This window comes from Kiloniella laminariae (assembly GCF_027214005.1).
Classification (GTDB): Bacteria; Pseudomonadota; Alphaproteobacteria; order Kiloniellales; family Kiloniellaceae; genus Kiloniella; species Kiloniella laminariae_A.
In genome coordinates, this window is sequence record NZ_JAPWGY010000001.1 from 774,317 (window position 1) to 798,440 (window position 24,124).

General features: G+C 53.8%; 28 protein-coding genes and 1 riboswitch. Of the genes, 12 read left to right on the plus strand and 16 right to left on the minus strand.

Features of this window, described 5'->3' with window-relative positions; all coding sequences use genetic code 11:
- Nucleotides 1-290 precede the first annotated feature (290 nt).
- Nucleotides 291-869: a DUF6151 family protein gene (locus tag O4H49_RS03595; RefSeq protein ID WP_269422048.1), complete on the minus strand. Its 579-nt coding sequence runs from the start codon at nucleotides 867-869 to the stop codon at nucleotides 291-293.
- A 69-nt stretch (nucleotides 870-938) separates the two neighbouring features.
- On the minus strand, nucleotides 939-1,592 hold the full coding sequence (locus O4H49_RS03600) for a hypothetical protein (protein WP_269422049.1): 654 nt from the start codon (nucleotides 1,590-1,592) through the stop codon (nucleotides 939-941).
- 255 nt (nucleotides 1,593-1,847) lie between these two features.
- On the opposite strand from O4H49_RS03600, the gene O4H49_RS03605 reads away from it, so the two are divergent.
- Together O4H49_RS03605 and O4H49_RS03610 are read left to right on the plus strand one after the other, a co-directional pair.
- On the plus strand, nucleotides 1,848-2,966 hold the full coding sequence (locus O4H49_RS03605; RefSeq protein WP_269422050.1) for a DUF2157 domain-containing protein: 1,119 nt from the start codon (nucleotides 1,848-1,850) through the stop codon (nucleotides 2,964-2,966).
- Nucleotides 2,963-3,634, plus strand: coding sequence for a hypothetical protein (locus tag O4H49_RS03610; RefSeq protein ID WP_269422051.1), 672 nt, complete (start codon nucleotides 2,963-2,965; stop codon nucleotides 3,632-3,634). The genes O4H49_RS03605 and O4H49_RS03610 overlap by 4 nt, the downstream gene beginning before the upstream one ends.
- A 19-nt stretch (nucleotides 3,635-3,653) precedes the next feature.
- On the opposite strand, the gene O4H49_RS03615 is transcribed toward O4H49_RS03610, so the two are convergent.
- Nucleotides 3,654-3,956, minus strand: coding sequence for a YciI family protein (locus O4H49_RS03615; protein WP_269422052.1), 303 nt, complete (start codon nucleotides 3,954-3,956; stop codon nucleotides 3,654-3,656).
- Nucleotides 3,957-4,218: 262 nt separating this feature from the next.
- On the opposite strand from O4H49_RS03615, the gene O4H49_RS03620 reads away from it, so the two are divergent.
- The 3 genes from O4H49_RS03620 (at nucleotide 4,219) to O4H49_RS03630 (ending at nucleotide 6,876) form a co-directional block, all read left to right on the plus strand.
- Entirely contained in the window at nucleotides 4,219-4,866 is a 648-nt protein-coding gene (locus tag O4H49_RS03620) for a glutathione S-transferase family protein (protein WP_269422053.1), read from the plus strand.
- A gap of 131 nt (nucleotides 4,867-4,997) precedes the next feature.
- The gene (locus tag O4H49_RS03625; protein ID WP_269422054.1) at nucleotides 4,998-5,813 is read left to right on the plus strand and encodes a substrate-binding periplasmic protein; all 816 of its coding nucleotides are present in this window, start codon (nucleotides 4,998-5,000) and stop codon (nucleotides 5,811-5,813) included.
- Between the two features lie 223 nt (nucleotides 5,814-6,036).
- Complete coding sequence (locus O4H49_RS03630; RefSeq protein ID WP_269422055.1) at nucleotides 6,037-6,876, plus strand: substrate-binding periplasmic protein; 840 nt, start codon at nucleotides 6,037-6,039, stop codon at nucleotides 6,874-6,876.
- A gap of 46 nt (nucleotides 6,877-6,922) precedes the next feature.
- On the opposite strand, the gene O4H49_RS03635 is transcribed toward O4H49_RS03630, so the two are convergent.
- Nucleotides 6,923-7,774, minus strand: a complete 852-nt coding sequence (locus tag O4H49_RS03635; RefSeq protein WP_269422056.1) for a substrate-binding periplasmic protein — start codon at nucleotides 7,772-7,774, stop codon at nucleotides 6,923-6,925.
- 752 nt (nucleotides 7,775-8,526) lie between these two features.
- On the opposite strand from O4H49_RS03635, the gene O4H49_RS03640 reads away from it, so the two are divergent.
- Together O4H49_RS03640 and O4H49_RS03645 are read left to right on the plus strand one after the other, a co-directional pair.
- Entirely contained in the window at nucleotides 8,527-9,147 is a 621-nt protein-coding gene (locus O4H49_RS03640) for a TetR/AcrR family transcriptional regulator (RefSeq protein WP_269422057.1), read from the plus strand.
- 3 nt (nucleotides 9,148-9,150) lie between these two features.
- On the plus strand, nucleotides 9,151-9,438 hold the full coding sequence (locus O4H49_RS03645) for a YciI family protein (RefSeq protein ID WP_269422058.1): 288 nt from the start codon (nucleotides 9,151-9,153) through the stop codon (nucleotides 9,436-9,438).
- 49 nt (nucleotides 9,439-9,487) lie between these two features.
- Here O4H49_RS03645 and O4H49_RS03650 read toward each other — a convergent pair whose 3' ends face one another.
- From O4H49_RS03650 to O4H49_RS03675, 6 genes are all read right to left on the minus strand, one after another.
- Nucleotides 9,488-9,850 carry a VOC family protein gene (locus O4H49_RS03650; protein ID WP_269422059.1) on the minus strand — a complete coding sequence of 121 codons (363 nt, stop codon included), beginning with the start codon at nucleotides 9,848-9,850 and terminating at the stop codon, nucleotides 9,488-9,490.
- 149 nt (nucleotides 9,851-9,999) lie between these two features.
- A complete protein-coding gene (locus tag O4H49_RS03655) occupies nucleotides 10,000-10,752 on the minus strand; it encodes an RES family NAD+ phosphorylase (RefSeq protein WP_269422060.1) in 753 nt (250 codons plus the stop codon).
- 11 nt (nucleotides 10,753-10,763) lie between these two features.
- Entirely contained in the window at nucleotides 10,764-11,195 is a 432-nt protein-coding gene (locus tag O4H49_RS03660) for an antitoxin Xre/MbcA/ParS toxin-binding domain-containing protein (RefSeq protein ID WP_269422061.1), read from the minus strand.
- Between the two features lie 77 nt (nucleotides 11,196-11,272).
- On the minus strand, nucleotides 11,273-11,743 hold the full coding sequence (locus O4H49_RS03665) for a GDYXXLXY domain-containing protein (protein ID WP_269422062.1): 471 nt from the start codon (nucleotides 11,741-11,743) through the stop codon (nucleotides 11,273-11,275).
- A gap of 2 nt (nucleotides 11,744-11,745) precedes the next feature.
- Complete coding sequence (locus O4H49_RS03670; protein WP_269422063.1) at nucleotides 11,746-13,014, minus strand: DUF4401 domain-containing protein; 1,269 nt, start codon at nucleotides 13,012-13,014, stop codon at nucleotides 11,746-11,748.
- On the minus strand, nucleotides 13,007-14,149 hold the full coding sequence (locus O4H49_RS03675; RefSeq protein WP_269422064.1) for a DUF2157 domain-containing protein: 1,143 nt from the start codon (nucleotides 14,147-14,149) through the stop codon (nucleotides 13,007-13,009). Before O4H49_RS03675 ends, O4H49_RS03670 begins: the two co-directional genes overlap by 8 nt.
- A 252-nt stretch (nucleotides 14,150-14,401) precedes the next feature.
- On the opposite strand from O4H49_RS03675, the gene O4H49_RS03680 reads away from it, so the two are divergent.
- The 3 genes from O4H49_RS03680 to O4H49_RS03690 all read left to right on the plus strand — a co-directional run bounded on the left by O4H49_RS03680 (nucleotide 14,402) and on the right by O4H49_RS03690 (nucleotide 16,817).
- Nucleotides 14,402-14,908, plus strand: coding sequence for a GNAT family N-acetyltransferase (locus tag O4H49_RS03680; protein ID WP_269422065.1), 507 nt, complete (start codon nucleotides 14,402-14,404; stop codon nucleotides 14,906-14,908).
- A gap of 398 nt (nucleotides 14,909-15,306) precedes the next feature.
- Nucleotides 15,307-16,179: a substrate-binding periplasmic protein gene (locus O4H49_RS03685; protein WP_269422066.1), complete on the plus strand. Its 873-nt coding sequence runs from the start codon at nucleotides 15,307-15,309 to the stop codon at nucleotides 16,177-16,179.
- 143 nt (nucleotides 16,180-16,322) lie between these two features.
- Complete coding sequence (locus O4H49_RS03690; protein ID WP_269422067.1) at nucleotides 16,323-16,817, plus strand: AAA family ATPase; 495 nt, start codon at nucleotides 16,323-16,325, stop codon at nucleotides 16,815-16,817.
- A gap of 63 nt (nucleotides 16,818-16,880) precedes the next feature.
- Here O4H49_RS03690 and O4H49_RS03695 read toward each other — a convergent pair whose 3' ends face one another.
- Nucleotides 16,881-17,207 (minus strand): low molecular weight protein tyrosine phosphatase family protein, encoded by a 327-nt coding sequence (locus tag O4H49_RS03695; protein WP_269422068.1) that lies wholly within the window; start codon nucleotides 17,205-17,207, stop codon nucleotides 16,881-16,883.
- Nucleotides 17,208-17,257: 50 nt separating this feature from the next.
- Nucleotides 17,258-17,764: a hypothetical protein gene (locus O4H49_RS03700; RefSeq protein ID WP_269422069.1), complete on the minus strand. Its 507-nt coding sequence runs from the start codon at nucleotides 17,762-17,764 to the stop codon at nucleotides 17,258-17,260.
- Nucleotides 17,765-18,066: 302 nt separating this feature from the next.
- Between O4H49_RS03700 and O4H49_RS03705 the strand changes: the two genes are divergently transcribed.
- A complete protein-coding gene (locus tag O4H49_RS03705; protein WP_269422070.1) occupies nucleotides 18,067-19,329 on the plus strand; it encodes a hypothetical protein in 1,263 nt (420 codons plus the stop codon).
- Between the two features lie 91 nt (nucleotides 19,330-19,420).
- Here the strand turns inward: O4H49_RS03705 and O4H49_RS03710 are convergent, their stop codons facing one another.
- The 4 genes from O4H49_RS03710 to O4H49_RS03725 all read right to left on the minus strand — a co-directional run bounded on the left by O4H49_RS03710 (nucleotide 19,421) and on the right by O4H49_RS03725 (nucleotide 22,882).
- The gene (locus O4H49_RS03710; RefSeq protein ID WP_269422071.1) at nucleotides 19,421-20,434 is read right to left on the minus strand and encodes an RDD family protein; all 1,014 of its coding nucleotides are present in this window, start codon (nucleotides 20,432-20,434) and stop codon (nucleotides 19,421-19,423) included.
- The gene (locus tag O4H49_RS03715) at nucleotides 20,427-21,383 is read right to left on the minus strand and encodes an RDD family protein (protein WP_269422072.1); all 957 of its coding nucleotides are present in this window, start codon (nucleotides 21,381-21,383) and stop codon (nucleotides 20,427-20,429) included. The genes O4H49_RS03710 and O4H49_RS03715 overlap by 8 nt, the downstream gene beginning before the upstream one ends.
- Nucleotides 21,384-21,609: 226 nt before the next feature.
- Nucleotides 21,610-22,452 (minus strand): CbtA family protein, encoded by an 843-nt coding sequence (locus tag O4H49_RS03720; RefSeq protein ID WP_269422073.1) that lies wholly within the window; start codon nucleotides 22,450-22,452, stop codon nucleotides 21,610-21,612.
- Between the two features lie 244 nt (nucleotides 22,453-22,696).
- On the minus strand, nucleotides 22,697-22,882 hold the full coding sequence (locus O4H49_RS03725) for a CbtB domain-containing protein (RefSeq protein WP_269422074.1): 186 nt from the start codon (nucleotides 22,880-22,882) through the stop codon (nucleotides 22,697-22,699).
- A gap of 39 nt (nucleotides 22,883-22,921) precedes the next feature.
- Nucleotides 22,922-23,139, minus strand: a riboswitch (cobalamin riboswitch).
- Nucleotides 23,140-23,361: 222 nt separating this feature from the next.
- Here O4H49_RS03725 and O4H49_RS03730 point away from each other — a divergent pair.
- The gene (locus O4H49_RS03730) at nucleotides 23,362-23,973 is read left to right on the plus strand and encodes a hypothetical protein (RefSeq protein ID WP_269422075.1); all 612 of its coding nucleotides are present in this window, start codon (nucleotides 23,362-23,364) and stop codon (nucleotides 23,971-23,973) included.
- Nucleotides 23,974-24,124: the final 151 nt, after the last annotated feature.

The window sequence follows — 24,124 nt, forward strand, 5'->3', positions numbered from 1 at the left end:
TCTATTAAATTCCGATATATTGTCATTTAATGTAGATATATTTTCAATAGAGTCAATCGCGACCCTACCTTTCCCGGAAAAAGAAAAGTCTTCGACTTGTTTAATCATCTGTTTTTAATGAATATATTGCGCAAGAGGACGGGGACGAGGGCTCCGTCCGACTCCTCTTGCCTTCCTTGTGCTTCTGGTGTGTGGCCGGGGCGTTCCCGATTTACTCCCGATTTACTCAGGGCAGGCTGTCGCTTTAGCCTGAGCTAATACACCTGAGCGTTTAACAAAAGTGAAGGCTTCTATTGTTTTTCCGAGACGATAATAGGGTCTGAAACCGGTTTGCCGTCGGGGGTAAAAAAGGGTGTCGGGCGATGTCTGCCGAGCAGGCGGTTTGCCACGGCGCGGGGGATAACCCGCAGCAGCAGCTTAAGCGGGAAGCCTTTGTGCAGAGGTCCGGGGGGTGTTCCCCTGGCATATTTCCCCATGACATAGCTGCGTACCGGGCCGAGATTCTGACTGCGTTTGGCCTTCTGGCCCATAAAGCTGTGAACCAGCCCGACGACAGGCAGCCCGGCCGAGAAGGTATTGCCGACGGGGGTCTTGCAGCAGTCACAGTACCAGCGGAGCAAGCCGTCGGGGGTCAGGCGCAGGGAGCGGAGCAGCTCGGCACCATGGCTGATCTTCAGCTGGGCCGGGGTCAGCTGGTAAATATCGGTACCGCCGTATTCGTCCAGAATTTCTGTCTCCCGCCCGAGATACCGGGCAAAGGCCTGACAGTCGTCACAGTAACAGACAATACGGGTGCCTTTGCCGGGGGAAACATTATGGGCCAGGCCCTGGACTTTGCCACAGCTGCAACTCAGGGGGATGTCGGTCATGATGGCTTCCGGGCTCTGGTAATCGCTTCTTGCAGATTAAGGGGAGTGAAGCGTTGCTGCAACCGGGATTTAGGCCAGATGTTGAGCTTGATAGTGAACATACTCCCGGGCAGGGAGTGGCTGTTTCAGCGGAGGCATGTGGGCAACGCCGATCATGGTCTCAAGGACCAGGGTCAGGGCGATCTGCAGATCGATCATCTGCCCGGCCTTGGCCAGCATATAGGCGAGGGCAAAACCCAGAGCCATGGTCTTCCCTGTGCGATCCAGATCATAGCGCGCGGCGATTTCATTGACCTTGAGCCGCAAAGCAGGGCAGGCGTTGGGCGACCATTCCCTGGGATGGTTTTGTACCGGGATGGAGAGCGGCGGAAAGGGACTGCTGTTCAGGGCGGTGGTCATCCGCTGCAGCGCGGCTTCCGGGTCGGGCAGGGTGATTTCTATGCCCTCGCGCTTGAGCATCAGCCGGATAATGGTCCAGACGGTTTTCCCGGATGATCTTCCCGAAGGCTTCGCAGGTGAAAAAATCAGGCGCAGGGCTTTTTCGGTGACCCGCTTTCCTTCAGCTGCTGTCCCGCCCTGTGCCGCCAGCAGAGCACTTTCCCCGGTCAAGGCTGCCGCAGCCCCCAACAGGGTTTCGTTGTGCAGGCCCGAAGGCTTGTTGTAGTGCTTCATCAACAGGCTGATGATTTCCAGCCCGGCTGTTGATTCTGTTGCGCTGGACATCAGCGAAAACTCCAGTTCGTCTCATGCTGATAACACGCCCTGCGTGTTGTCATTTTGGAATAAATTTTTTTATATGATTGGTATTTATGAAAATATACGCGGTATCTGTAATGAAGAACACATAATCTTTTTGTCTCAAAACAAGGTAAAATACACGTTAATCGTGTAGTCTCCTTTTGAGACGGTAACCCTTTTCTGTTGCGAAAAATCCACTTTCTCCCTAGGGTTTTTGACTTAACAGGGATGGGGGCGGATATGGACAGGCGTACGGCAGCGGAGCGGAGCCAACAGATCCTGGCCTTTCGTGCCGAGCTGGCAATACTGGAACAACAGGGGCTGGCAAAGTTTTCCGCTGCGGAAGGCAAAAGGGTTTCGGGCTATCACGACGGGTTGCTGGCGGATTTTTCCCGGCGGTTTGACACCGATCTCAGCAGCTCGCAGCAGCAGCTTTCCTGGGGGATGCGGCTTGCGTCCTCTTTTGGTGCGCTGGCTTTTTCCTTTGCCATATTCCTGTTTTTTGAACACTACTGGGATGTCTTTTCCATAAACCTGCAGATCGGTCTGGCTACAGCTGCGCCTCTTGTTGCCCTGGGGCTGAGCGAACTGGTCGAGCGGCGCTTTGCCACGCGCCACTATACCGGACTGGCGGCGTTGGTTGCGCTGGCCTGTTTTGGCGCGAACCTCAGTATTCTGGGAGAAATCTATAATATCTCGGCTTCAGCCAATGCCTTTCTCGCCTGGGGGGCTTTTGCACTGGTTCTAGCCAGTCGGTATGACCTGCGCGTGGTTTTGGGGCTCGGTCTTGGCTGTCTGATTATCTTTGTCGCAGGCACCCTGACAGGGATGGCGGGCTATCTCTGGCCGCGGCGACAGCTGCCCGAGCTGTATCTGCTGGCCTCTGTGGTGATCCTGATCCTGCCGCTGCTGGCCGGGCTGTCCTCAAGGTATCTGCCGAAAATCACCGGGGCGATCCGCCACAACCGCGAGGTCTATGCCTTTGTCGGGCTGGCGGGGATCTATACCAGCTTTCAGTGGCTCGGCCTGGATGCGGAGCAGAGCCTTTTGCCTCTGGCTGACTGGACGCTGGAATATATCTATTCCCTGCTGGCTTTTGCTGCTGCGGGCTTGGGCATCTGGCTGTCCCTGCGCCAGCGCTGGCAGCTCGGCAGCTATCTCTCTGCCGGATATCTCTTGCTTTATGCCCTGATCAAATACGCGATCTGGTTCTGGGATGACTGGCCGGAATATGTTTTCTTCCTGATCCTCGGCATCATCGCCCTGGGCATGATTGTTTTTCTAAACAGTCTGCGCAGCCGCCTGCGTGGACAGCAGCAAGTTGTTTTGGAAGAGGCAAATAAGGGAGAGCTGTCATGAAGAGCGAAGCGGAGCAGGCAGAAGTCCGCCAGGAGCCTCACCGGCAACAAAAACCCGGGAAATCCGGACTGGTCATGGCACTGGTTGTGCTGGCCCTTGCCAATACAGGGGTCTGGGCCGGGGTGATCTGGAACCGCAGCGGGATTCCGACCGGGGAAATCAGCTTTACCCAGTGCGACTTTGTTGACTTCACCAACGATGCCAGTGGCAGCGGACGGCCCCAGCCCTTTATTGGCAATCTCTATCTTTCCATAGACGGGCTGGAAATCGGTCAGGATAACGCGGAACGACTGGGCCGTTTTTATCAGGGTTATGTGGCAGTCAGCCGGGGCGGAGAAGCCTGGGTAAAACATTACAACAGTTTGAGTGAAAATGATCGGCGCTGGAACAGCAGCGCCCAGCAGCTTCTGGCGGTTGCCGTGTCGCACAAGGCAGAAGAGCTCTTGGCCGATTATGGCACGGATGGTCACAGCGCGGTTCTGCCCGCCTATGTCGGTGTCGATCGCTGGGTGGCGCAGAACCATCTGGTCCAGGTCGGTGACGAGATGCGCGCGACCCTCAGCAGCATCCCGGTACAGGGCGAAGACTGTATCCCGAGCCACCGGATCACCGTCAACTGGGGCCAGCGTTATGAACCCTGGATCAGTGAAGTGGTGGAGATCAGGTAAGCAACACCGGATGAAAGGATTAGCGCAAGCCCTCGGCGGTCATGCGCGGCTGGAACTCGGTGATGCTGTAGCGGGCGATCTTGTTGGCGTGAAAGGGATCTTCGGTGATCAGCTGTTCAACTTCTGCCCGGCTTTCTGCCACCGCCAGAATAACGCCACCACTGCGTGGCACCTTGGCACCGGAGGCGAGAAAGCGTTTGCTGGCGTAGTATTTGTCCAGAAAGGTCCGATGCGCTTCGATCAGGGGTTCGACCTGCTCCAGCGGGACCAGATATTCAAGATCAATGACAAAAATGTTCTGTCCGGCGGGGATGATCGACATGGGGTGCCTGTAACTTTCTGTGACGTTCTGTGATTTTCTGGGATTTTCTGGGATTTCTTTAGGTGGGCGTTCAGATTTATGAAAAAAGCATAACGGGCGCTGAGGGTCAACGGCTGTGCTTAAAGCCTAATGGCTCCAGAGCTTTTATGGCAATGGATCTGTTGGCGAGCGGGAAAAGTCGACAGTTTAAGCTGCCTTGTGTGAAGAGGCTGAAAACTGTCCTGTCAAATTTACCCCTGTCAAATCTATCTGGAACCTTGCGATGAAATTGCTCTATCAGACCCATTCCCCCTATGCCCGAAAAGTTCTGGTTATGGCCCATGAAACCGGACTTGTGTCCCGGATGACCGTTGTCCATATGGAAACCAGTCCGACGGCACGCAATGACGAGGTTTTTACCCTGAACCCGCTGGGCAAGGTGCCGGTCCTTGTTGATGAGGACGAAGTGATTTTTGACTCGTCGGTTATCTGTGATTATCTGGGGCAAAAATATCTGGATCAAAAGCATGACGGGGTTAAATGTCTCGCCGATGACAGCAAGGAGTACTGGGCGACAAGGGAGCTGGAGGCGCTGGCGACAGGCATTGCCGATGCCGGAATTCTGGCGCGATGGGAACTGGCACGACGTCCGGAAGACAAGCGCTATCAACCTTTTCTGGAAGGGCAGTTGTTAAAGGTCAAAGAGGCTTGCGCCTATGTCGGGCAGAAGATCGTGCTTGACCCTGCTGACTTCGGGCTGGGGCAGATGGCGTTGGCGACGGCCCTGAGCTGGCTGGACTATGTCGGGTTGCGGGATTTCAGGGCAGACAATCCCGGCCTGTCCGCTTGGCTGGATACCGTTTCCATGCGACCCTCCATGCAGGCCACGGCCTATTCTGGCACAACCCTGGATCTGGCCAGGCCCGGATAATCTGGGGCCATGGGGCGCGGGTAACCAGAAAAAAATGTCAGTGTGGCAGGTCAGTTCCTGCTGACCAATGAGTAACCCAACATTAATTTATTGGCTCTAAGCTTTCTTGACCGGGGTGGTTAGGGTGAAGAATGGGTTCAATATGCCGCAAGAATAGTGTCGGGACTTTGAGGGAGGCAATCACACGTCGTCGATTGTTGACAGGTTCATTATTGGCGGCAGGGGGAATGCTCCTGCCGGGCAGATCCTGGGCGGTACCTTCTGTACATATCGTGTATGCTCCTGATTTTATTCCTTTGAGCTATCTTGACCATGACAAGGTGATGCGGGGCTTCTATGTGGATCTGTTCGATGAAATCCTCGGAAAGGGTCTGGGGCTGGATGTCTTGCATAGTGGTCTTCCCTGGAAGAGGGCGCAACTGTTGGTGAAAAAGCGGCAGGCAGATGCCCTGTGCACAAACAGTACTCCGACAAGACGCGGGTATCTGAATTTTTGCAAAGAAGAGATCATCGAAAACCGGCGGGTAGTTGTTTTTAAGAAAGGGGGGGACCTTGACCGGGATGTTGCATCGGATCTTACCCTCGAGGAAGTAAAGGAACTTAAACATATCAGTTATTTGGGAAATGGTTGGGCAGAGGCCAATCTCACAGGTATGAACCTTGAATTTGCGACAACTTCGAGTAATGCCCTGAAGGTTCTGGACGATGGCAAGGCTGATGTTTTTATTACAGGAGAGCTTCAGGCAAGATTTCGTATCAGGGCTTTGGGCTTTCACGACCAGCTTGCCTTCAGGTATTTGAAAACGGCAGAGAAGGCGGTTCACCATTTTGGTTTGCGGAAAGACTTTCCTGGATGCCAGAAAATCATTACGGCTTTTGATCAACGGCTGATCTCCATGAAAAAGGACGGCCACTTTGCCCGGCTGTTGTCATCCTATATAGGATGACGAATACAAACTCTTGTGTCTGTTGCCGTTCTTAATCCCGATGCCCTGTGCAAATCCGGGTTCCTGAATGGTAAACAAAACAAAGGTTTTTCTTCCTGAAATATGATATCCTTTCGCGGAAGCTTTCGTGCGGATCACCTGCTGCAAATGTATGGGTGGTGAGGAAACAAACAGGCGAAGACGACAAGCTGCGTAACCGGATCTGTATCTGACGGAGGGTGATATGCGCTATTTGTTGGGGCTGGTGGTTTTCTGGCTGGGGATCGGGCCGGGTGTGGGGCCGGGGAGTGTCGGGCTGTGGATTTCCGGGGCGGCTGCCCAGAGCACCGAGGCAGAGGCGCCAGAGGTGCCCCAGCGTAGTGACCCGAAAACAGTGTATCTCACCAACGGGGAGTGGCCGCCTTACAGCTCTCGCCATCTGGACCACTACGGCTTTTTTTCGCGTATTGTAACAGAGGCTCTGACGCTGGAAGGTTATAGCGTTGTCTATGGTTTTTTCCCCTGGAAACGCTCTTATGAGCTGGCCAAAAAAGGCCATTGGGAAGGCACGATTGGCTGGGCCCCGACAGAGGAGCGACAGACCGATTTCTATTTTTCTTCAGAAATCGTCAATGTAGAGAAGGTGTTTTTTCACCTTCGGGACAAGTCGTTTGACTGGAACAAGGTCGAGGATCTGGCCGACTATCGTCTTGGGGTTACAGCTGGCTATACCTATGGCCGGGATTTTGACCAGCTGCGGCAAGACGAGGGTCTGAAGATTGATGAGTCCAACAATGACAAGGCCAATCTTGTCAAACTGTTGCGTGGGCGTATTGACGCCTTCCCGCTTGAGCTGGATGTGGGCTATTACATGATCCAGTCGACCCTGAAAAAGCGGGATGCATCAAAAATCACCCATCACCCCAGAGCCGTGATGGAAACCCCGATAGCTGTTGCGATCTCGCGCCAGATCGCCCCGGAACGGGCTGATGAGATCCTCGCTGCGTTAAACCGGGGGCTGCAGACTTTGCGAGAGCTTGGCATTTATGAAAAATATCGCACCGAGATGATGCCGCGGTCGTAACGCTCTGTTTTATTCGTTTGTGGGTAAAGACGCAGGATATCCGGGGCTAGAACAGCAGTTCTTCTTCACCCCATAAATCACGGAGCCCCTGCAGAACTCCGTTTTGTTCAAGCTTTTGCAAGGATATCGATATCCGCTGTACCACCTCGTCTGGCAGGTGGGGCGAGACCATCATATAGAAGGTTTCACTGCCCAGGGCCGAGCTGTGGATACGCAGATTGCCCAGGTTGTTCGCCCCCGTCTGTTTCAGGCCGGGGCGGCGGACATAATAAAATCTGGCCCGACGGTTCCAGAGCTTGTCTATATTCTGCTGAAGCGATTGTCCGCTGCTGTCGACCCGGATGCCAAGATCTTCCAGCTTCTTGATCACGCTGCTGCCGGCATTGACCAGAACGACGTTGTCCGGGGAAAGGGCCTGAACATCGGCCCAATTTTGTGGCGCGGCTGTGTCGTCCTGCCGGGAAAGCAGGTGATAATCGACTGTCCAGACCGGAAAGTCGATTACATGGAGAGAGTGGCGGCGGTCATCGCTGGCCTGGAGCCCGCAGGCAAGGTCCAGTTTGCCTGTGCTGGTTTCATAAACAATGCGTGAAAGGGTACGCCACTGATCCTGACCCTTGAATTTTAACCCCGGATCTGCTGTTTCAATTGCTTCGAGCAGGTCAGGACAAAATCCGGTTGGGCTGTGTTCGTTGTTTCTCCCCATAAATTTAGGCGCCCCGCCAATCTGGGCAGAGGTGCGCAGGACAAGGGGTTCATTTGCCTGAACCTGGGAAAGGGAAAATAAAGGGACAAAAAAAACTGCTGCTGTCAGAAGCCGGGTCATTCCTGAAAAACGAGATGCCGGGAAAAGGCATGGTGCTTTCCAGGGCAGGATAGTCGCCAGGGATTTTTTCATAGAAAACAGACCCTCATCGCTTTTTGCAACTATTTTCATTATCCAGCAGAACCAGGTATTGCCATTGAGGCTTCGTTTGTGATCCTTCAATTATTTTCATTCTGTTCTGCGGCAATGGTACAGCACAATGGTTCGGGTTTCTACATCAACCTTACGTTGTCAAAGGCTTTAATGGCATTATTTCCAAATATTCAGGTGTTTTTGTTGAATTCGGTGAAAATTTTTCTGCTTTGTACAATTAATAGTAGTTGTTTTCATGATCTCTGTTCGCGATTTGATGTCTCATTCAAACCCCGGTTTCAGATCGCCCCAAGCCAGATTATTAAAGGCCAGATTATCTCAGTCTAAATTGCTTCAGGCCAAAATGTTTTAGACCAAATTGTTTTGGCCAGATTGTTTCAGGTCAATATGTCTCAAGGACATATCGGTTTGATGTTCTTGGGGCTGACATGGTCAAGCCTGCTATGCGGGTTTTGCCAACCCGCATAGCTTGGGGGACGAAGGACATCGGCCAGATTAATAAGCAAAGGTAAGCGTGGGCGTGACCTGAACCCTGAACCCCGAGCCCAGAACCAAGAACCAAGAACCAAGAACCAAGAACCGGGCCCCACTGAACTAAAGCCCTTGTTCCGGAATTGATCGACGCTTGACAAATTAGGACGGTCATCCTACATCTGTTGGTGCAGGGCAATCGCCGGCAATTTTCTGGTGAAATATTTTGGGGTGTAATCCTCTGGGACAGGAGGTTTTTCGTGAAAGACCAGACGACACGTGATCATATCATCGAAGCCGCCGATCGGCTGTTCTATCAGCAGGGCTTTGAACATACATCCTTTTCACATATTGCCGGGGCGGTGCAGATTTCACGCGGAAATTTTTATTACCACTTCAAAACCAAAGACGAGATTCTCGAGGCGGTGATCAACAAACGTCTGGCTGATCGACGGATGATGCTGGGGCAGTGGGAAATCGACGGCGATACACCGGTTGACCGTATCCAGAGTTTCATCAACATCCTGCTTGTCAACAAGGACAAGATACAACTCTATGGTTGCCCGATCGGAACCCTGAGCACAGAACTGGCCAAGCTCAACCATGGTGCCCAGGAACAGGCGAACCAGCTTTTTACCCTGTTTCGCAGCTGGCTTGGCAGGCAGTTTTCATTGTTGGGTCGGGACAGGGATGCCGATGTCCTGGCCATGCATGTGCTTGCCCATAGCCAGGGGGTTGCCACACTTGCAAATGCGTTCAATGACGAGGCCTTTATCAGGCAAGAAGTCAGACAGATCAGTGACTGGCTGGCCGAAATCGCAGGTCACTGCCCGAAAGAGCAAGGGCAACAACAGCTTTCAAAAAAAGAACAGGAGAAATGACGGATGTTTATTGTTCTGCTTAGGTTTTCTGACAACAAGGCGCAGGCCAGCGCGTTTATGCAAGGCCATAATGAATGGATCAAACGCGGTTTCGACGAGGGTGTTTTTCTGGTCGTCGGCAGCCTTCAGCTGAAAGCGGGTGGCGGGATTGTGGCACATAATACCAGCCTGTCAGACCTGCAAAGCCGCGTGAATGCCGACCCCTTTGTTGCGGAAAACGTTGTCACGGCAGAAATCATTGAAATCACCCCGGCAAAAGCTGATGACCGGCTGAAGTTTTTATTGGGCTGATATCCGGAGGGCAAAGCGCCCTGTGCGGGTTTTGCCGGGGCGCCCCCGATCAGCTATGGCTGAGGATATTGACCAGTTTGCCAAAGGGATCACGGACATAAAACCGGCGCACGCCCCAGGGCTCGTTCACCGGGCCGTATTCTATCGGGAAACCCGCAGCTTTCATCTGACTGCAGACAAGATCCACATCCTCGACCTCGATCGAAAGATCCGGCACGGGTGTGCCGGAGCCGCCCTCGCTGGCGATGCTGATCTGGACGGCCATGGTCTGGTCTGATCCATAGGTGACAATCCAGCCGTGATCCATCAACCGATCCAGCCCGAGGATCTCGCCATAAAAAGTCTTTGCCGCTGCGGGGTCGGGAGCCTGCGCCGATGTTGCGATGTTGGAGACAATACGCTTTACGGTCATTGGTTTACCTGTTTCCGGGGGAGGGGCTGTTATATCGTTTTTTCAGGGTGCCAGGAATTTGAAAGCGTTTCCAGATCGTGATCCGCTAATCATATCAGGGATCATATCGGGCAGGAAATGGGGATCAAAGCGAAATTTGCGCCAAGGTGCTAGGCCTCAAGCGGCCTGATCTCTGGCTCAAGACTGCCGCTCCAGCAAAACTCCCAGCTCTGGCCCGGACGGATGTTCTGGATCAGATGCGGGCGAAAGATGGCGATACACCTGCCGCCTTTGTGGCGGACCGAGGGGTAGATCACGCCATTGGCCTCTGCCCGGAACAGGTTGCGGGCCAGGCTCTGCCCGGCGGGATAGGCCCGGGCGGGGTCGGGGGCGAGGTAATCCTGATCATGCTGTTTCGACAGATCATGCAGATCGGTGGAAAAGCCGGCCAGCAGTTCGCGGTAGCGGGTTGTGTTGATCAGGCTGTTGGTGTTTTTCAGTTCGTTTGACAGATGAAAGGCAACTTCTGATTGGGCGGTTTTTACTGCTGATTTGCCAAAGGTGGCATACCAGGCGCCGCGTTCTGGCCCGTTAAAGCGGTTGCCTCTTGCGTGGGTGTAACAAAAGGCGGCGTTGATATAGCTCCAGCCATAACGCGCGTTTTCGGCGATCAGTTCATCGGGCGACAATCCGGCAGGCAGGGCGACCAGCGACTGGTGCCGGGGCGAGGTCATCATCTCCAGCTCTTCAAGGATGGCCAGATCATCGGGGCTGTCGGCAAGCGGCTGTAAAGCGGGTTCGTTCAGATAGGCGGTGGAGATCAGGCGACAGGTATCGGGTTCTGTGAAGTTGACCCGCGGCAGACTGGCCGGATCGGTCGTTCTATTTTCCAGATCCCGGCTTTCCAATGTCCGCCCCGTCAAATCCCGCCCCGTCAAAGCCCACCGCGCAGGGCGTCGATGTGTTGGCGCACCGCCATCATGGCCGGAATACCGCCGTTGATCATAACCTCCAGCGGTTTTTGGCCGTGAAAACCTGATCCGGCGTTCTGGCGGGTAACCCAGCCATAGGTCAGCGGCCCGTCAAATAACAGGCGCAGGCCCTTGTAGATACCAAGGATCAGGCTGGCGCGGGTCATTTTATCCTGATCCAGCCGCCCGTGATAGCTTCCGGCCTTCATCCGGTTCCAGGTGGCAATTGGCACATCAAACAGACTGGCGGCATCGCGGTTGGTCAGTTCCCAGGCCACGGCGGTGCGCACCACCGCCTTGACGATAGCGGTAACCCGGGCATCATCAGACGTCGGGGTCACAGCGGCGGTGTGGGCAAAAGGCTGTGCGACTTCCTGTAGTCCGGGGATGTTCATAATTTCACCTCATATGAGATTTATATGTGTATCATATGATATTTATTGTGAAGAAGTCAATTCATATTTTTCCACACTTACAAATCCTCCACCAGCCCAACCAGCAGCGGGGTGCCGCTGTCGTCGAATTTGAAGACACCGTATTTTGCAGTTTCATATTTTTCCGCTTCGCCTTCCTGGAAAAAGAAGCTGTCGGGGACCAGTTTGATACCGCGGGGGTTTCTGCTGTATTTCAGGCGCAGTTCTCCTTTGGCCAGTGCGGTGCCGTCATCAAAGCGGACAACCCGGGCGACGTTGGTTTCATCGGGGCGGATGACCAGATAGCCGCGGGGGTCTGAAGGGCGAAGGGGGAGCTGCAAAGCGTCGCGTTCGAGCGTATAGCTCAGGCGCATGAAGTCGCCCTGCATCAGCGACCGTGGATCAACCGGAGCCAGTTCCAGATATACCGTCTGTCCGTGTTTTTTAATCTGTTCCTTCTGGTAAATCGCAAAGTTAAGGGCCAGAAAAACCACGAGGGCGAGGGCGATCAGGGCAAGCTTTCTGCGCATGGTTATTCTCTCCCGGAGGGCGTTGACGGGGCGGGAACAGTCTGGTCCGGATCAGGCCGGGTTAAATCAAGCTGGTGCCAGCCTTTGAAACGCAGGTAGAAATATCCTGCGAGCAGGATCAGACCGCTGCCGATCAGAACAACAGATTTTTCCAGCAGGGTAAGATCGAGATTGTAGTAATAGATCCAGATAAAAAACGGCAAAAACACTGCGCCCATGAGAGAGAAAAGGCGCAGGTGGGCGGCATATCCCAGAATCAGCAGGCAGAGCGAAAGCAAGAGGCCGGGCGAAGTAAGGGTTGTGAGCAGCAGCGCGCCGAACAGGGCAAACTGGATCGCCCGATGGTGCAGGGCCTTTACCCCTCCCGCGGCCCAGCAGATCAGGGTCAGAAGCGCAAGGCCGAGAAGCAGGGTGAGAAAACGGGAGATGATCAGCGTGGCTTCATCGGATGGAGGGTCGAAATCCGGCAGGGCGATCAGCACAACGCCGAGACAGAGCGAGGCAACCAGCGCCTGGGATAGCGGCATCAGCGCGGCGCTGGTCTTGCTGTAGCCAAGCAGGAAAGCTGCCGCCAGCAGATTGAGCAACAGAAAGCCGTTGTAGACCCAGGCCAGATAGCTGTCGGGAGACAGGTTCTGGAGAATATTGCCGTGAAACCCGATCAGCACGGCAAGCGGGGCGAGATAGCGATAGAGGGATTGGGGATAAAAGAAACAGGTTACACCAACCATCAGCAGGGCAAAAAAATTCACCACCCAGAGGTTTTCATCGGCCCAGCTGAAGATGCAGAACAGCAGAAAGCTCTGTCCGACAGCCAGCAGGGTAAAAGAGCTCTGCAGGCAAAAAGTATGTCTGATGCTCTGGGTTTGACCCCGGGTTTGACCCCGGGTTTGATCTGGGGCTTGACCTGCTGCTGACCGGGAGAGGGGCAGCAGCGCAAAGGCAGCAGCGACGAGCAGAATGCCAGAGCCTGCCAGCTGTGCGGGACTGTCGAAGTCAATGATCTCGATAATGCTGATGAAAGCGAAAAAGAAAAATGAAGCAATGGCTGTTCCGACCGCGGCAAGCAGCTTGATATAAAACGGCAGTTCCGGGGCGGTCTGTCGCTGCCGGACAAAACTCTCAAGCCGGGGGGCGGGCCCGAGCAGTTTTTGCTGTTGCAACTGTGTGAACAGACTGGCGACTGAAAGCCGGTCTTTTGGGAGGTCCGGTGTTTGACCGGGGGTTATTTGACCGGACCTTGCGCTTTTCGCTTGGGAAGTATCAGCCATGTCCAGCCTCCTGTGCGCTCAGCATCCGGCGCAGATAATATATAAAGCCGCAGAAGAGGGCGAAGCTGAAAACCGCGATGAAAAGAACGGAGATCGCACCGGGAAGGGGCAGTTTTTCCACAAAAAAGACGGTGATAAATTCAATCACGACGGCGAGGGAAAAAATTACGGCAGCCAAGGCCGGAATATCGCGTCTGATTGTCTGCTCCCGGCCCGCCCGGGTTACTTTCAGGCGTTTGCCGTAATACCTGTAGCAACCGATATATCCGGCCAGCCCGAGGAGTGCGCTGTACAGGATACCCTTGTCGGCGTAATGGGTTGCAAAGAACAGAAACACCAGAGGATACATCATCAGGGCCAGCAGCGGGACCAGCAGAACCCAGCGGGTCCAGCGGGGCTGCAACCACTCGAAACCGTTTTTACTGTAAAGGCATTCGCGCAGGACAAGGGCGCTTCCGGTGACCAGGATGACCAGCCCGCTGATAAAGCTGACCATATCGCGCTCAGGCCGGGCTGCCTGATCCCACCAGAAACCAATCGCGATGTTGACGATCACCAGCCAGACGACCCACTGGGCAGCAAAATTGGACAAAAGGGTCCAGCCGAAAGCCAGCAGGGCCCAGGCGGCAAAGAGCTGCCAGACATCGGCCCCGGTCTGATAGATCTGGCCGAAGACCGCCAGAAAAACCCCGATCAGCACCGAAGCGGCCAGCAAGGCGAGCTGTCCCGGAAGCTGTCTGGCTTTAAACAGCAGGGCAGCGATCACCGAGGCAAGAAGAGCGGCTTCGATCAGGCCAAACTTTACCAGCGGCGGGGTTTTGTTCCAGTTAAAGGCAGAAAAAAACACAATGCCCGCGAGGATCAGCGCCGTGGCCAGCACCAGCAGCAGCCGGGAGATCCACAAAGCCCAGCTGCGATGCGGGATCAGCAGTTGCAGCGCGGCATCCCGGGCCTCCCGGCTGAGGATACCTGCGGCATAAAGCCCGTCGATCAGTCCCCGGTCTGCCAGAATTTGGTCAAGGGGAATTTGGCCAAGGGGTGAGGTGGGGCCAGAACGAACAGAGTGGTTCAAATCGGGATTTTTTGACGCAAGGTCGGCCTGTTCCGGCGTTAGTGCCGATTTGTTTTCACCCATGGTCCCCCACGATCTTCGCCCTCTGTTTATGATCTGGTGCCGTTTGTGGTAAGATGTCGCTACCCTGGCGTTCAAAAATCGGTTAGATGACACCATATTCGTGTTTATCTTCAGGGATTCACCGGGGCAGGTCAATCGCTTTGCGCAGCAGCTGGTCTGGTATTCTGGTATAAAGGTGTCTTCTGCTCTGATGGATAAAGGCCAGATAATAAGGGCCAGATGATAAGGCCAGAGGAAGAGGGAGAGGAAAGAATGAACAAAATCGCCGGCAGTGAGCTGCGCAAGATGCCGCAAGTCAGGCTGGAGCGTTTGCCAGAGCGTGCCTTTGCCGACTGGAAGGCGCAGGGGATCAAGGGATATGCTGCGGACAAGCGCAAGAGCCATGGCTATAGTGCTGAAGATGCCCTGAAGCTTTCCACCGACTCATTCGCGCGCAGCTTGCCACAGGGCCTCGCAACACCGGACAATCATATCTTTCAGGTGCTGAATGGGCAGGATCAGGTGGTTGGCTCTGTCTGGTTTGCCGTGCAGGAGGACTACGGGCTGCGCCGGGCCTTTATCTATGACATTGTGATTGTCGAGCGCGAAAGACGCAAGGGCTATGGCCGCGCGACCATGGCGGCACTGGAGGGGGAAGTGCGCAAGCTGGGAATCAAGACACTGGGGCTGCATGTTTTTGCTTTTAACAAGGCGGCAGAACAGCTTTATCGCTGGCTTGGCTATCAGGTCACTGATCTGACAATGGAAAAGAAACTCTGACGTCCCAGTATTATTCCCAGTAGCCTTGTGGGTAATTTTTCTGGGTAATTGTTCCGGTTTGGGCTTTCAGCTTTCCGGAAAATAAGGAAATCCGGTTTCAAAGGCCTATCAGGCGATCTGTTATTGTATCTCAGCCAGATTTTTCGATATTTTTTTACCTCGGTCATTACAGCCTGTGGTTTATGTTTCCGGTTAATGGTTCAGTACTGACTATTTTTTCATAGCTCTATCACCAGCTTGGCGACTAAAAACAAGCCATAGGTTGTGTAGTCCTTGTTTTTAAAGCAAAAGATTGTTTTTTATTGCGTGAAGAACATCATGAGAGTGACAGAATTTACCATTTTCAATGAGAGAATGTGCTAGACTCATCCTGAGGGGAACTCGTTTTGGAGATCCTGATGGTAAATATTTTCTGGCTTCGCAGGGCGTGTATCCTGTTCCTGTCTATCGTCGGTTTTTCGGCGCAGTGTCTGGGCCAGAATTCGGCCCCCAATTCGGCTCAGGGTTCGACCGAGGGTTCGGTGCTGGAATTTTATACTGAAAATTTTCCACCCTACAATTATCTTGAAAATGGTGAGCTCAAGGGAATTGCCAGCTCTACCATCAACGAACTGGCGGCAGAAGTCGGTGAGGAACCGGAAATTTCAGTTATGGCCTGGCCCAGGGCCTTTAAAATGGCGCAGGAAAAGCCTGACCGTGCAATATTCTCGATGGTTCGAACCCCCGAACGGGAAGATCTGTTTCAGTGGGTCGGCCCTTTGCAAACTATTCGTCTGGCTCTCTACAGCGCCAGCAGCAATGCAGAGCGCTATAAAGGCAGCAATGCGGAAAATATCGAACTGGCCAAACAGGCGGGAACCATTTCCGTTCAGTTCAAGGGGGCGGGGTACGAAATCCTTACAAAGCTCGGGTTCGTGAACCTGAGCCCGATCCAGGATATCGGGGAAAGTTTTTCGCTCTTGTTGAACCGTCGCCATGACCTGATGCAGATGTCGGATGCCTATGTCGATTATATGATTGAGCAAAAACATATTTCGGCCGGGGAAATCACCCAGATAGCTGTGATTGGTGAGTTTGATATCTATCTTGCTTTTTCCAGGATGACAGCTGAAGTCGTGGTCGAGAGATGGCGCCAGGCATTGGAGGTGCTGAAAAAAAAGCAGACAAAGATTGAGCAGAGCAGTTCTCACCCTGGTATCGGCATTGTCGAGGAGATGTTGCCGGGTTCCTCTGCACAGGAGAAAGCGGTGCTTTACAGCCGTGTGATGTAACCTCTGTTCTGGCGGCAGGAGAGAAGGTGCTGCCGTCCGGTTTTACAGTGGTCATATTTACCCAAGCCATTTGATTCACTCGAAAATTTACGCTAAAGAATATCCCGAAGGTTTTCGTTTGAAACTTTTGGGGTAAGGGGTTCATGGCGCAGGTTTTTCTGATTGTTGGCAATACCGGGGCGGGGAAAAGCACCTATGCAGCCAAGCTGGCGCAACAGGAAAAGGCCCATATCTTTGCCGTCGATGTCTGGATGAAAAATCTTTTCCTGATGGATATGCCCGACCCGGCGTCCTATGAATGGGCGCTGGAACGCACTCAACGGATCGAGGTCCAACAGCTGATCGAGACACTCGGGTTGCTGGAAAAGGGGATGAGTGTGATCCTGGACATCGGTTTCTTCGCCCGAAGCCAGCGCCAGCGGGTTGCCAATTTCCTGCGCCAAAACGACCATATACCCCAGGTCCACTATCTTGATGTCGACAAAGAGACCCGGTGGCAAAGGGTGCAGGACCGCAACAGGGGCGAGAGCGAGACCTATCAGTTCGAGGTCAGCCGCGAGGTGTTTGAATTCTGCGAGACCATTTTTGAACCGCTTGGTGAGGAAGAACGGGCGCAGGCTTTCGTCCTCAAACCCTAGAAGAAAACTCCGCAGTACCTGGCCGTTCTGTTTCCTTGCCCCTTTATGAGGCCGCGTGGCCCATCAGATCTCGAGATAGCCTTCAAACGACTGTTCGAGGATCTCAACCAGTTCCGGGTCCATGTACTGATAGTGGTCCGGGATATCAAGCACATGCAGCGGGGTGTCTTCGAGGAAGTCGCGAAAATCGGTCAGCAGCCGTTTTTTGTGTTTTTGTTCCATGACAAAGATCATGTCGGCCCAGAGAATATCGTCTCCACTGAGGCACCGCCGGGCACCGCTTGCCGTCCCGGCTGAGCGGACGGAAAATTGCGGATACTTGCGCAGCAGGGTTTCTGCGGTCGGGCTGCGCCATTTGTTTTTGCTACAGATAAACAGAAGTTTTTGCATGGCTTTACCCGGTGGTTTTCAAAAGGATAAATTGCACTGTTGAGCGTCTCTTATTCCAGGATCTGCCGGGCGCGCAGCAAATATTTTTCCCCAGCCATCTCGCCGTTATAATAGACAAAACTGTAGCTGATTTCCAGCAGATTGACATCAACCGGGGCGGTATAGCGGATAAAGGGCAGTTCGACATCAGCCGAAAGATCGCCGAACAGCATCTTGCCATAACGCAGCTTGTAAATGTAAATCTCTCCGCCTGCTTCGCGAGGGCCGCTGTTCATTTCATCAAAGAATACCAGCTGCCGCACCCCTTCGATCTTCTGCCCGTCTGCCCGGATCTCGATGATCTTGAGGCCCCAGCGGGGGTCCTGATAGATCTCGCTGCCGGGGCGGGGGCGGATCGGAAATGTCAGGACCGGGGCATCAGGGTTGAAATCAACCTCGGTTATGAGTGACGGATTTCCGGGATCAAATTGGGCGCAGGCAGAAAGAGCGACAGGAAACAGGGCAAAGAGCAGAAACAAAGCCAGGGTTTTGTCAGATGTTTTTGTCCTGTTGCGCATTTGGTCTCTCCCAAATCTCTGCCTCTCTTGCCTTCTGGAAAGAAGAGGTCAGTAATCCAGCCTGTCGAAACAGTATGCGGCAAATATATTACTGGATCATGAGCAGAAATATCATTTTAACAGAGGAGGTGTTTTTAAAGGGATTGAGGTGCCATTAATTCTTTTCATGGTTGTCCTGTTTCTGTAGTGTCCCCCCACTTTATCTGGGGAAGTTTTTGACCAACGCTTTGTCTCCAATCCTTATGCCTATTGAATGAAAAACTGAGAAATCAATATGAAAGTAATATAAAGAGCGGGTGACCATGATGGGAATATTTTTGAAGTTTTTCCTCTATCTTATCGGCATTATCGTTTCGATCCCTGTAATTTTCTTCCTTTACCTGACCTGGTCGCAACGTCCTTATCATGCACCTACGTTCTATTCCCGTGTCACGGTGGATATGAAGGTTGATGGTCATGCTGTGCATATGGAACGCATAATTACGTGCAAAACGGTTCCTATGGGAGGAAACGATCTTTCCAGACTGTTTAAGAGGGTTTCTAGCCAATACGTCAGTTATCCCCGTGCCTTTGGCAGTTATCTGCCCGATGGGGCTGCCGTCATGATGTGGACACCCTATGAGTGTGATCGTGAAGAATATCAGGATGATCGTGGTGAAACAAAGATAAGGGCAAAGCAGCTCCATCCTGACTACGTTCCCCGCATTGGCTGGACGCCTGATACTTCGACAATGGAAACGCTCGAACTCTACATTGACCGAGATTCATTCAAATCCGATACGGCCAGAGTAACGGATCTGAAATTTCACGTCGAACTGGTCGATGATGGCATGGCCGAAAAAGAGATGACGGAACCGGACGATTTTCAGTGGTTCAGTGGTAACATTTATACAGATGGTGATTGGAAATCTTATAGAGAAGTTGGATTTAACGCCTACTACGCTTTAGTTTTAAAAGAGAAGCAATGGCGTGGCTATAATGCCATTGTTGATGCAGAACTCGATAGTTACACCCATCCCCAAATGGTTGAGCGACGACCAGAGCTTGGGGGGCAGCAACCACGGCACCTGCTATCTGGTTTATTTGCACAACAAGGTCCCGAAGGCTATGGAATAACATATGGGTACCGTGCAGATGGAGTGCTTTATTCAGATCTTGCTGGTGGATTTCCAAAGACTGGACATGGGATAACATCAAATCCAGAAAACCGTATTGAGCACCTCTTCCCTGAAGGGCAAGCCCTAAGGGTTAAGAGAAGTGGTCTATGGGACCGATTTGTTATGCATAGGCAAGGCCCATGGAGAATTAATGGAAAGAGAGTTACGGATAACCCCAATTTGCTGGATAATGCTATTCCATCCATGGAGATAACATTCCTGTACGGTGATACCGTTATTTCCCCTAAGTCAGGTTATCTCCCTGACCGAAAATTACACCCAAGCCTTTATCTGTATGATCCGGAAACAAAAGAAATCTTTTTGATCGAAGTTGCTGCTTTTTCAGTATACCCCGCCGTTGAACATCCTTTGTTTCAACAGGCAGCAACAAGAGGAGTTCAGAAATGACATCTGAAATACTAGGCTATGCTTTGATATCATCCCATGTGTATGACAAAAATTTTCGTGCTACTGATGAGGTTGTTACAGGGCAGTGGCACTAACGATAGCTGCCATAGATAAAGGCCAGACCGAGCAGGCCGAGGATCATCTGCAGGGTCAGGTCTTCGCGCTGGGCGATGACGCTGCTGGTCTTCCTGTCCCATGTGGTGATGCCATCATTCCCCAGATCAAAGCAGGCATGGACCATAAAGATCATATCGGCAATCGGCAGGCCGAAACAAAGGCCGTGCCGCCAGAGCGAAAGTTCCCGCTGCAGGGCGGACCTCAGCCCCAGCGGTTTTCCCTCGCGGTTCAGCACCCGGATGCCAAAGAACCACTTGCCGACAGAACAGCCACTCAGGCCAACAACCAGTGCATTGGCGCAGGCCAGCAGAAGGTGGATAAAGGGGTAGCTGAGCAGAATAATCAGCCCGCCTGCAATGAGCAGAACCAGTAAGGTCCCGGGTTCAAGGCCGCTTTCGAGGGTGGTGAGCAAGAGCTGGGCAAGCTGCAGGAGCGGGCTCTTGGCCAGCCAGAGCAAAAGGCCGAGATAGAGGCTGTTATCCAGCTGGCGGGCAAAAAACCGTCGCCAGGGGTGTGGGGCGCCATCATTCCAACCTTCCACGCGTCGCCAGCTTTTAATTGCACCAGACAGACGTTGTTTCAGCGCCGGAGCCGCCGCTGTGGTTCCCTGGGCAGGGTCGCGGTCTGGAGAGAATGCCGAGGGGCTGGGGTGAGCTGATGAAGCACTGGTGCGATCAGGGCTGGTATCAGGGAAAGAGGCTCTGTCAGGAAAAGCGGGGGCTGCCGGGGAGACTGCAGAGGGCGCGTGTGTGATAACGCCGTTTGTGCCAAAGTCGTCGGGATCGTCGGGAAGTGGTCCCAGATCAAGATCCTGCAAAAAACTCCATTGATCACTTTCTTCACGGCGGACAAAGGTCTTGCTGCTGATCTGTCGGTTTTTCAGCAAAACGGCGAGTTGTTGGCGTGAAACCGGTCCCTGTTCCTGATTGTCGGTCCAGTAAATCCAGCCCAGGGATTTATGCGGCGGGGGTGAGGTCGGGTCAGCCAAGATAACCTCCGATCAGGCGGATAAGGGTCAGCCAGAGGATTACTCCGGCAATGCTGAGGCAGATCTGCCGGGCGTCATTCGGGCGCTGGACCGGGACCAGATCAAGGGCCTGGTCCCAGGAGGTGCGTTTTGCACTTTGCAGTGTGAAATAGCTGGTCGCCTGGGTAATAAACATGACCAGGGGTATACCCAGGGCCAGGCCATTGAGCCAGAGAAACAATTCACGCCGGAAGGCGGTGATGATGCCTATGGTTTTGTAATTTCGGTCCAGCACGCGGATGCCAAAGATCCACTTGCCGATGGTGCCGCCTGTCACACCGATCATGAGAGCGCTCAGGAACAGGGAAAAGAATACGGTCAGGAAACCATCAATCAGGAAGCCGCCTTTGTGCAAACTCAGGAAGGAAAAGAAGCTGGTGGCAGCCGGGGCATTGACCCAGAAAAACACGGTGCCGAAAAGTGTGAAACCAATATAGCCATTAATCAGGATATCAAGCATCCGGGCAAAATAACGCCGCCAGGGATGGGGTCTCAGGTCTTTCCAGCCGTCGCGGTCGGCTTCGGTCCCGATAACCCGCATGGGTTCCAGAGGAGTTTTTTTCTTGCGGTTTTGGCTGTCCGGGGACGGATTCCTGACCGTGGTTTCAACGGCGGGATCAGGAGCGGGCCGGGCAGAAGGTTTTTCTTGCGGGGGGATCCATGATGCCCGGGCTTTGGGTGCTGTATCAGGGCGTTCGGGATCAAGCGGGTTTTTACCGCCGGAGAGGTAGCCGAATTCCTCTGGCGTCAACAGCAGGGACCTCAGTTCAACCCATTGCCAGGCCTTGGCGTTGCTGGCCCTGACCAGGCTGTCATTGGAAATCTCTCCCTGTTGCAGCAGGTTATAGAGCTGTCGTCGGGAAACCGGACCGACCTCGCCCGTTGCTCCTTTATAGTGCCACTCCAGCATCTTCAATCCCTGTTAGTGAAGCTGTTTTTATTAAACTGTATCTTGAAATCCGGAGATTTTGTTGTCTCTTCTACCATTAGAAGAATAATTCCCGGATGACAATCTGTCCGTCAGATCTCTGACAGAAACAGGAAGGACGGAGAGGATCAAAAAGAAAACCCCGCCCAGGCGGGGAGCTTGAGCGGGGTTTTCTGCAGAGAGTGTGCGCGTCCCTTGGCTATTGGATTTATGCTTCGGTGGTTGCCAGGCGCTGCCACAGTGTGCCGGAAGTCCAGCCGAGGATAACCCAGAACAGGGCGCTGACCACGATGGACGCGGCGGCGAAATGTCCGGCCAGTTCTGGCGGGGCATTGCCGCCCAGCTCTGCGGGCTGTGGTGCGCCGATCAGGTGCGGGATCAGCAGCAGCAGCAAGCCGGCGACATGCAGCAGGCGTTTGTCGTTGAACACCATCAGCCAGAGACCGGCGGCGGTGGCAACCACAGCGCCGATCCACCAGAGCTGACGCCCTTCCAGTTCGGCTGCCATGCTGCCGGGAACTTCGGGGGGCAGCCCAAGGGCCGGAGCCAGGGTAAAGGCGGCAAAGCCCGCCAGCCCCCAGATCACGCCGCGACGGCCACTGAGTTCGGTATTGGAAAAGACAAAACAGGCCACAAGAATGGCGGCGAAACCAACCCCGGTCAGCACGTTGGCCAGGGTGGTGAAGAGGGTGCGTTCCCATCCGTCAGCCGGACCCCAGGCTTCCTCTTCGCCGTGTCCGCCTTCGTGGGTGCCGCCAACCAGATGAAACTGGCCACTGCGGTCGTCATAAAGCGTATCGGACTGGTTCCGGGACAGGCTTCGGGACGGGTCGTTCAGGTTTTTGGGAAAGAAAGCCGCCTTGTGCAGGGCATTTTCCATCAACTCACGCAAGATCGGGTCCGGCAAGGCGGCATGGTGATCGGGGGCCGCGTTTTCATATTCTTCCGCGTGAAGGATAATCGGTGTGGTGGTGAATTCATGGATCACCGACAGCAGCAACCCTGCTGCTACCCCGGCAGCAATCGCCGTGGTCATAATTCTTCTCAGCATTTTCAGTCTCGTCTGGATCTCTGCCGCACCCTGATACAGACCGCCGGAAGAATTCCGGGCTCGCTGTGCTCTTTATTGTATCCGGGTGCCCTGACAGGATCACCTGAGAAGTTCACCGGATAAGAGCACTGGACAGGATCAGGGGCGCAATCAGCATAAACCGAATGACCAGACAGCCGGGAAATCAGAAAACCAATCTTCCGGCGATCAGGTCATTCGGTCATCAGCAATTCAGCGTTCGTGCCTAGTGGCAGGGGAACGCATAGGAATGACGAGTGTCATGGGCGGCATTGTGAATTTCCGCAGGCTGGGCAAAGCCCACGCCATAAACCATGAAAACGCCAAAAAACATGGCAAAGCTTGCAGCAAAAACCGCAGAAGTGCGAGACTGAGTGGTCTGTGCTGTCTGTGTCTTGATCATCGTGGTCATCGTGTAACTCCAAAAACCGTTAACGCCCGTCGGTCAGGGTCTGTTTACAATAAAAATGGCAGGTATCCTGGCTTTCGGATCAAAACTGCAACAACCTTCCCAACCCTGCGGGCCAGTGGTGTTTTGTTGCAGCTCCCCGTTTACAGTTGCGGGCGCAGCTCCGGCTTAAGATCCCCTGATGGGCAGATCCCTCCGTATTCCCTATTAACCCCCGGGCATCCAACCCTTGAGGGGGGGCCATTCACGTGAGGGATAAACTATCCCCGATCCGGGCGTTTTGTCCAGTCAATTATCGCCGCATACCGGGTGTTACAACGACATCCGGGTGATTCAGCTTGCGCTTTCCCCGTCGGCTTGACGGTGCTGGGCATCAGGGATAAAGCCGGGTATAACTTGGTCGAGAGGGATGGTCCCGAGAAGAATGACCGGAAGCGAGCGGTGGCAATTGCGACAGTGGGGCGGGAGTGGAGCGGCAGAACGTGGAACAGCAGGATGCAAACAGGAAAGCCGCAGAGCAGGCGGGGGATGTCTATGCCCTGCAGGTGATCTGGCGCTTTGTTGGCCCTGAAGCGATTGCCGCCGACAGGGTTCAGGCTCCGGTTTGCTTCCTGCGCGGGTTATCCGGACTGAACGGGCCGGCAGGGGAAAGTCTGAAGCACAGCGTGGAACAAAAACCGGGCAAGATCCGGCAGCAGAACAACTTTGCCAGAGACGATCCCCGGCGCGATAGCTCTCAACCTGCCGTGGTGACCAGCAAGTTCAAGATTATGATGGCCGGGGGTGGACAAAATCCGGAAGACGATCTTTCACAAGATACCTCTTTACTGGCCGGGGCGGTTCTTGCCCTTGCGTTGCGTGCTGCGCTGAATGAGGCGGGAACAGGTGAGAGGGATACAGGAGTGGGTGGCACAGAAGAGACAGACACAGCCAGGGTTAACCCCGACGGCCTGCTTGCGGATCTGCTGGACCCCGATCTTGCCCACGGCAGGTATCAGGGAACAAAGGCGCTTGTTCAGCTGCAGTTCCATGCTGCGTCAAAGGTGCTGCTGGTGGCGCAGATCCTGCCGCCAGTCTCTGTCGTCAAGGGCTAGGACGACAATTTCCGGGAATAACAGTAGCCGCCCTGTCGGGTGTGAAAAGGAAGCCGCGGATCATGCCCTCGAGGGTTCTGTTGGATCCGGACAGGAATACCTTCTGGGTTCATCAAGGCGAGTTTTAACCTTGCCTCTTTCAGGATGTTCT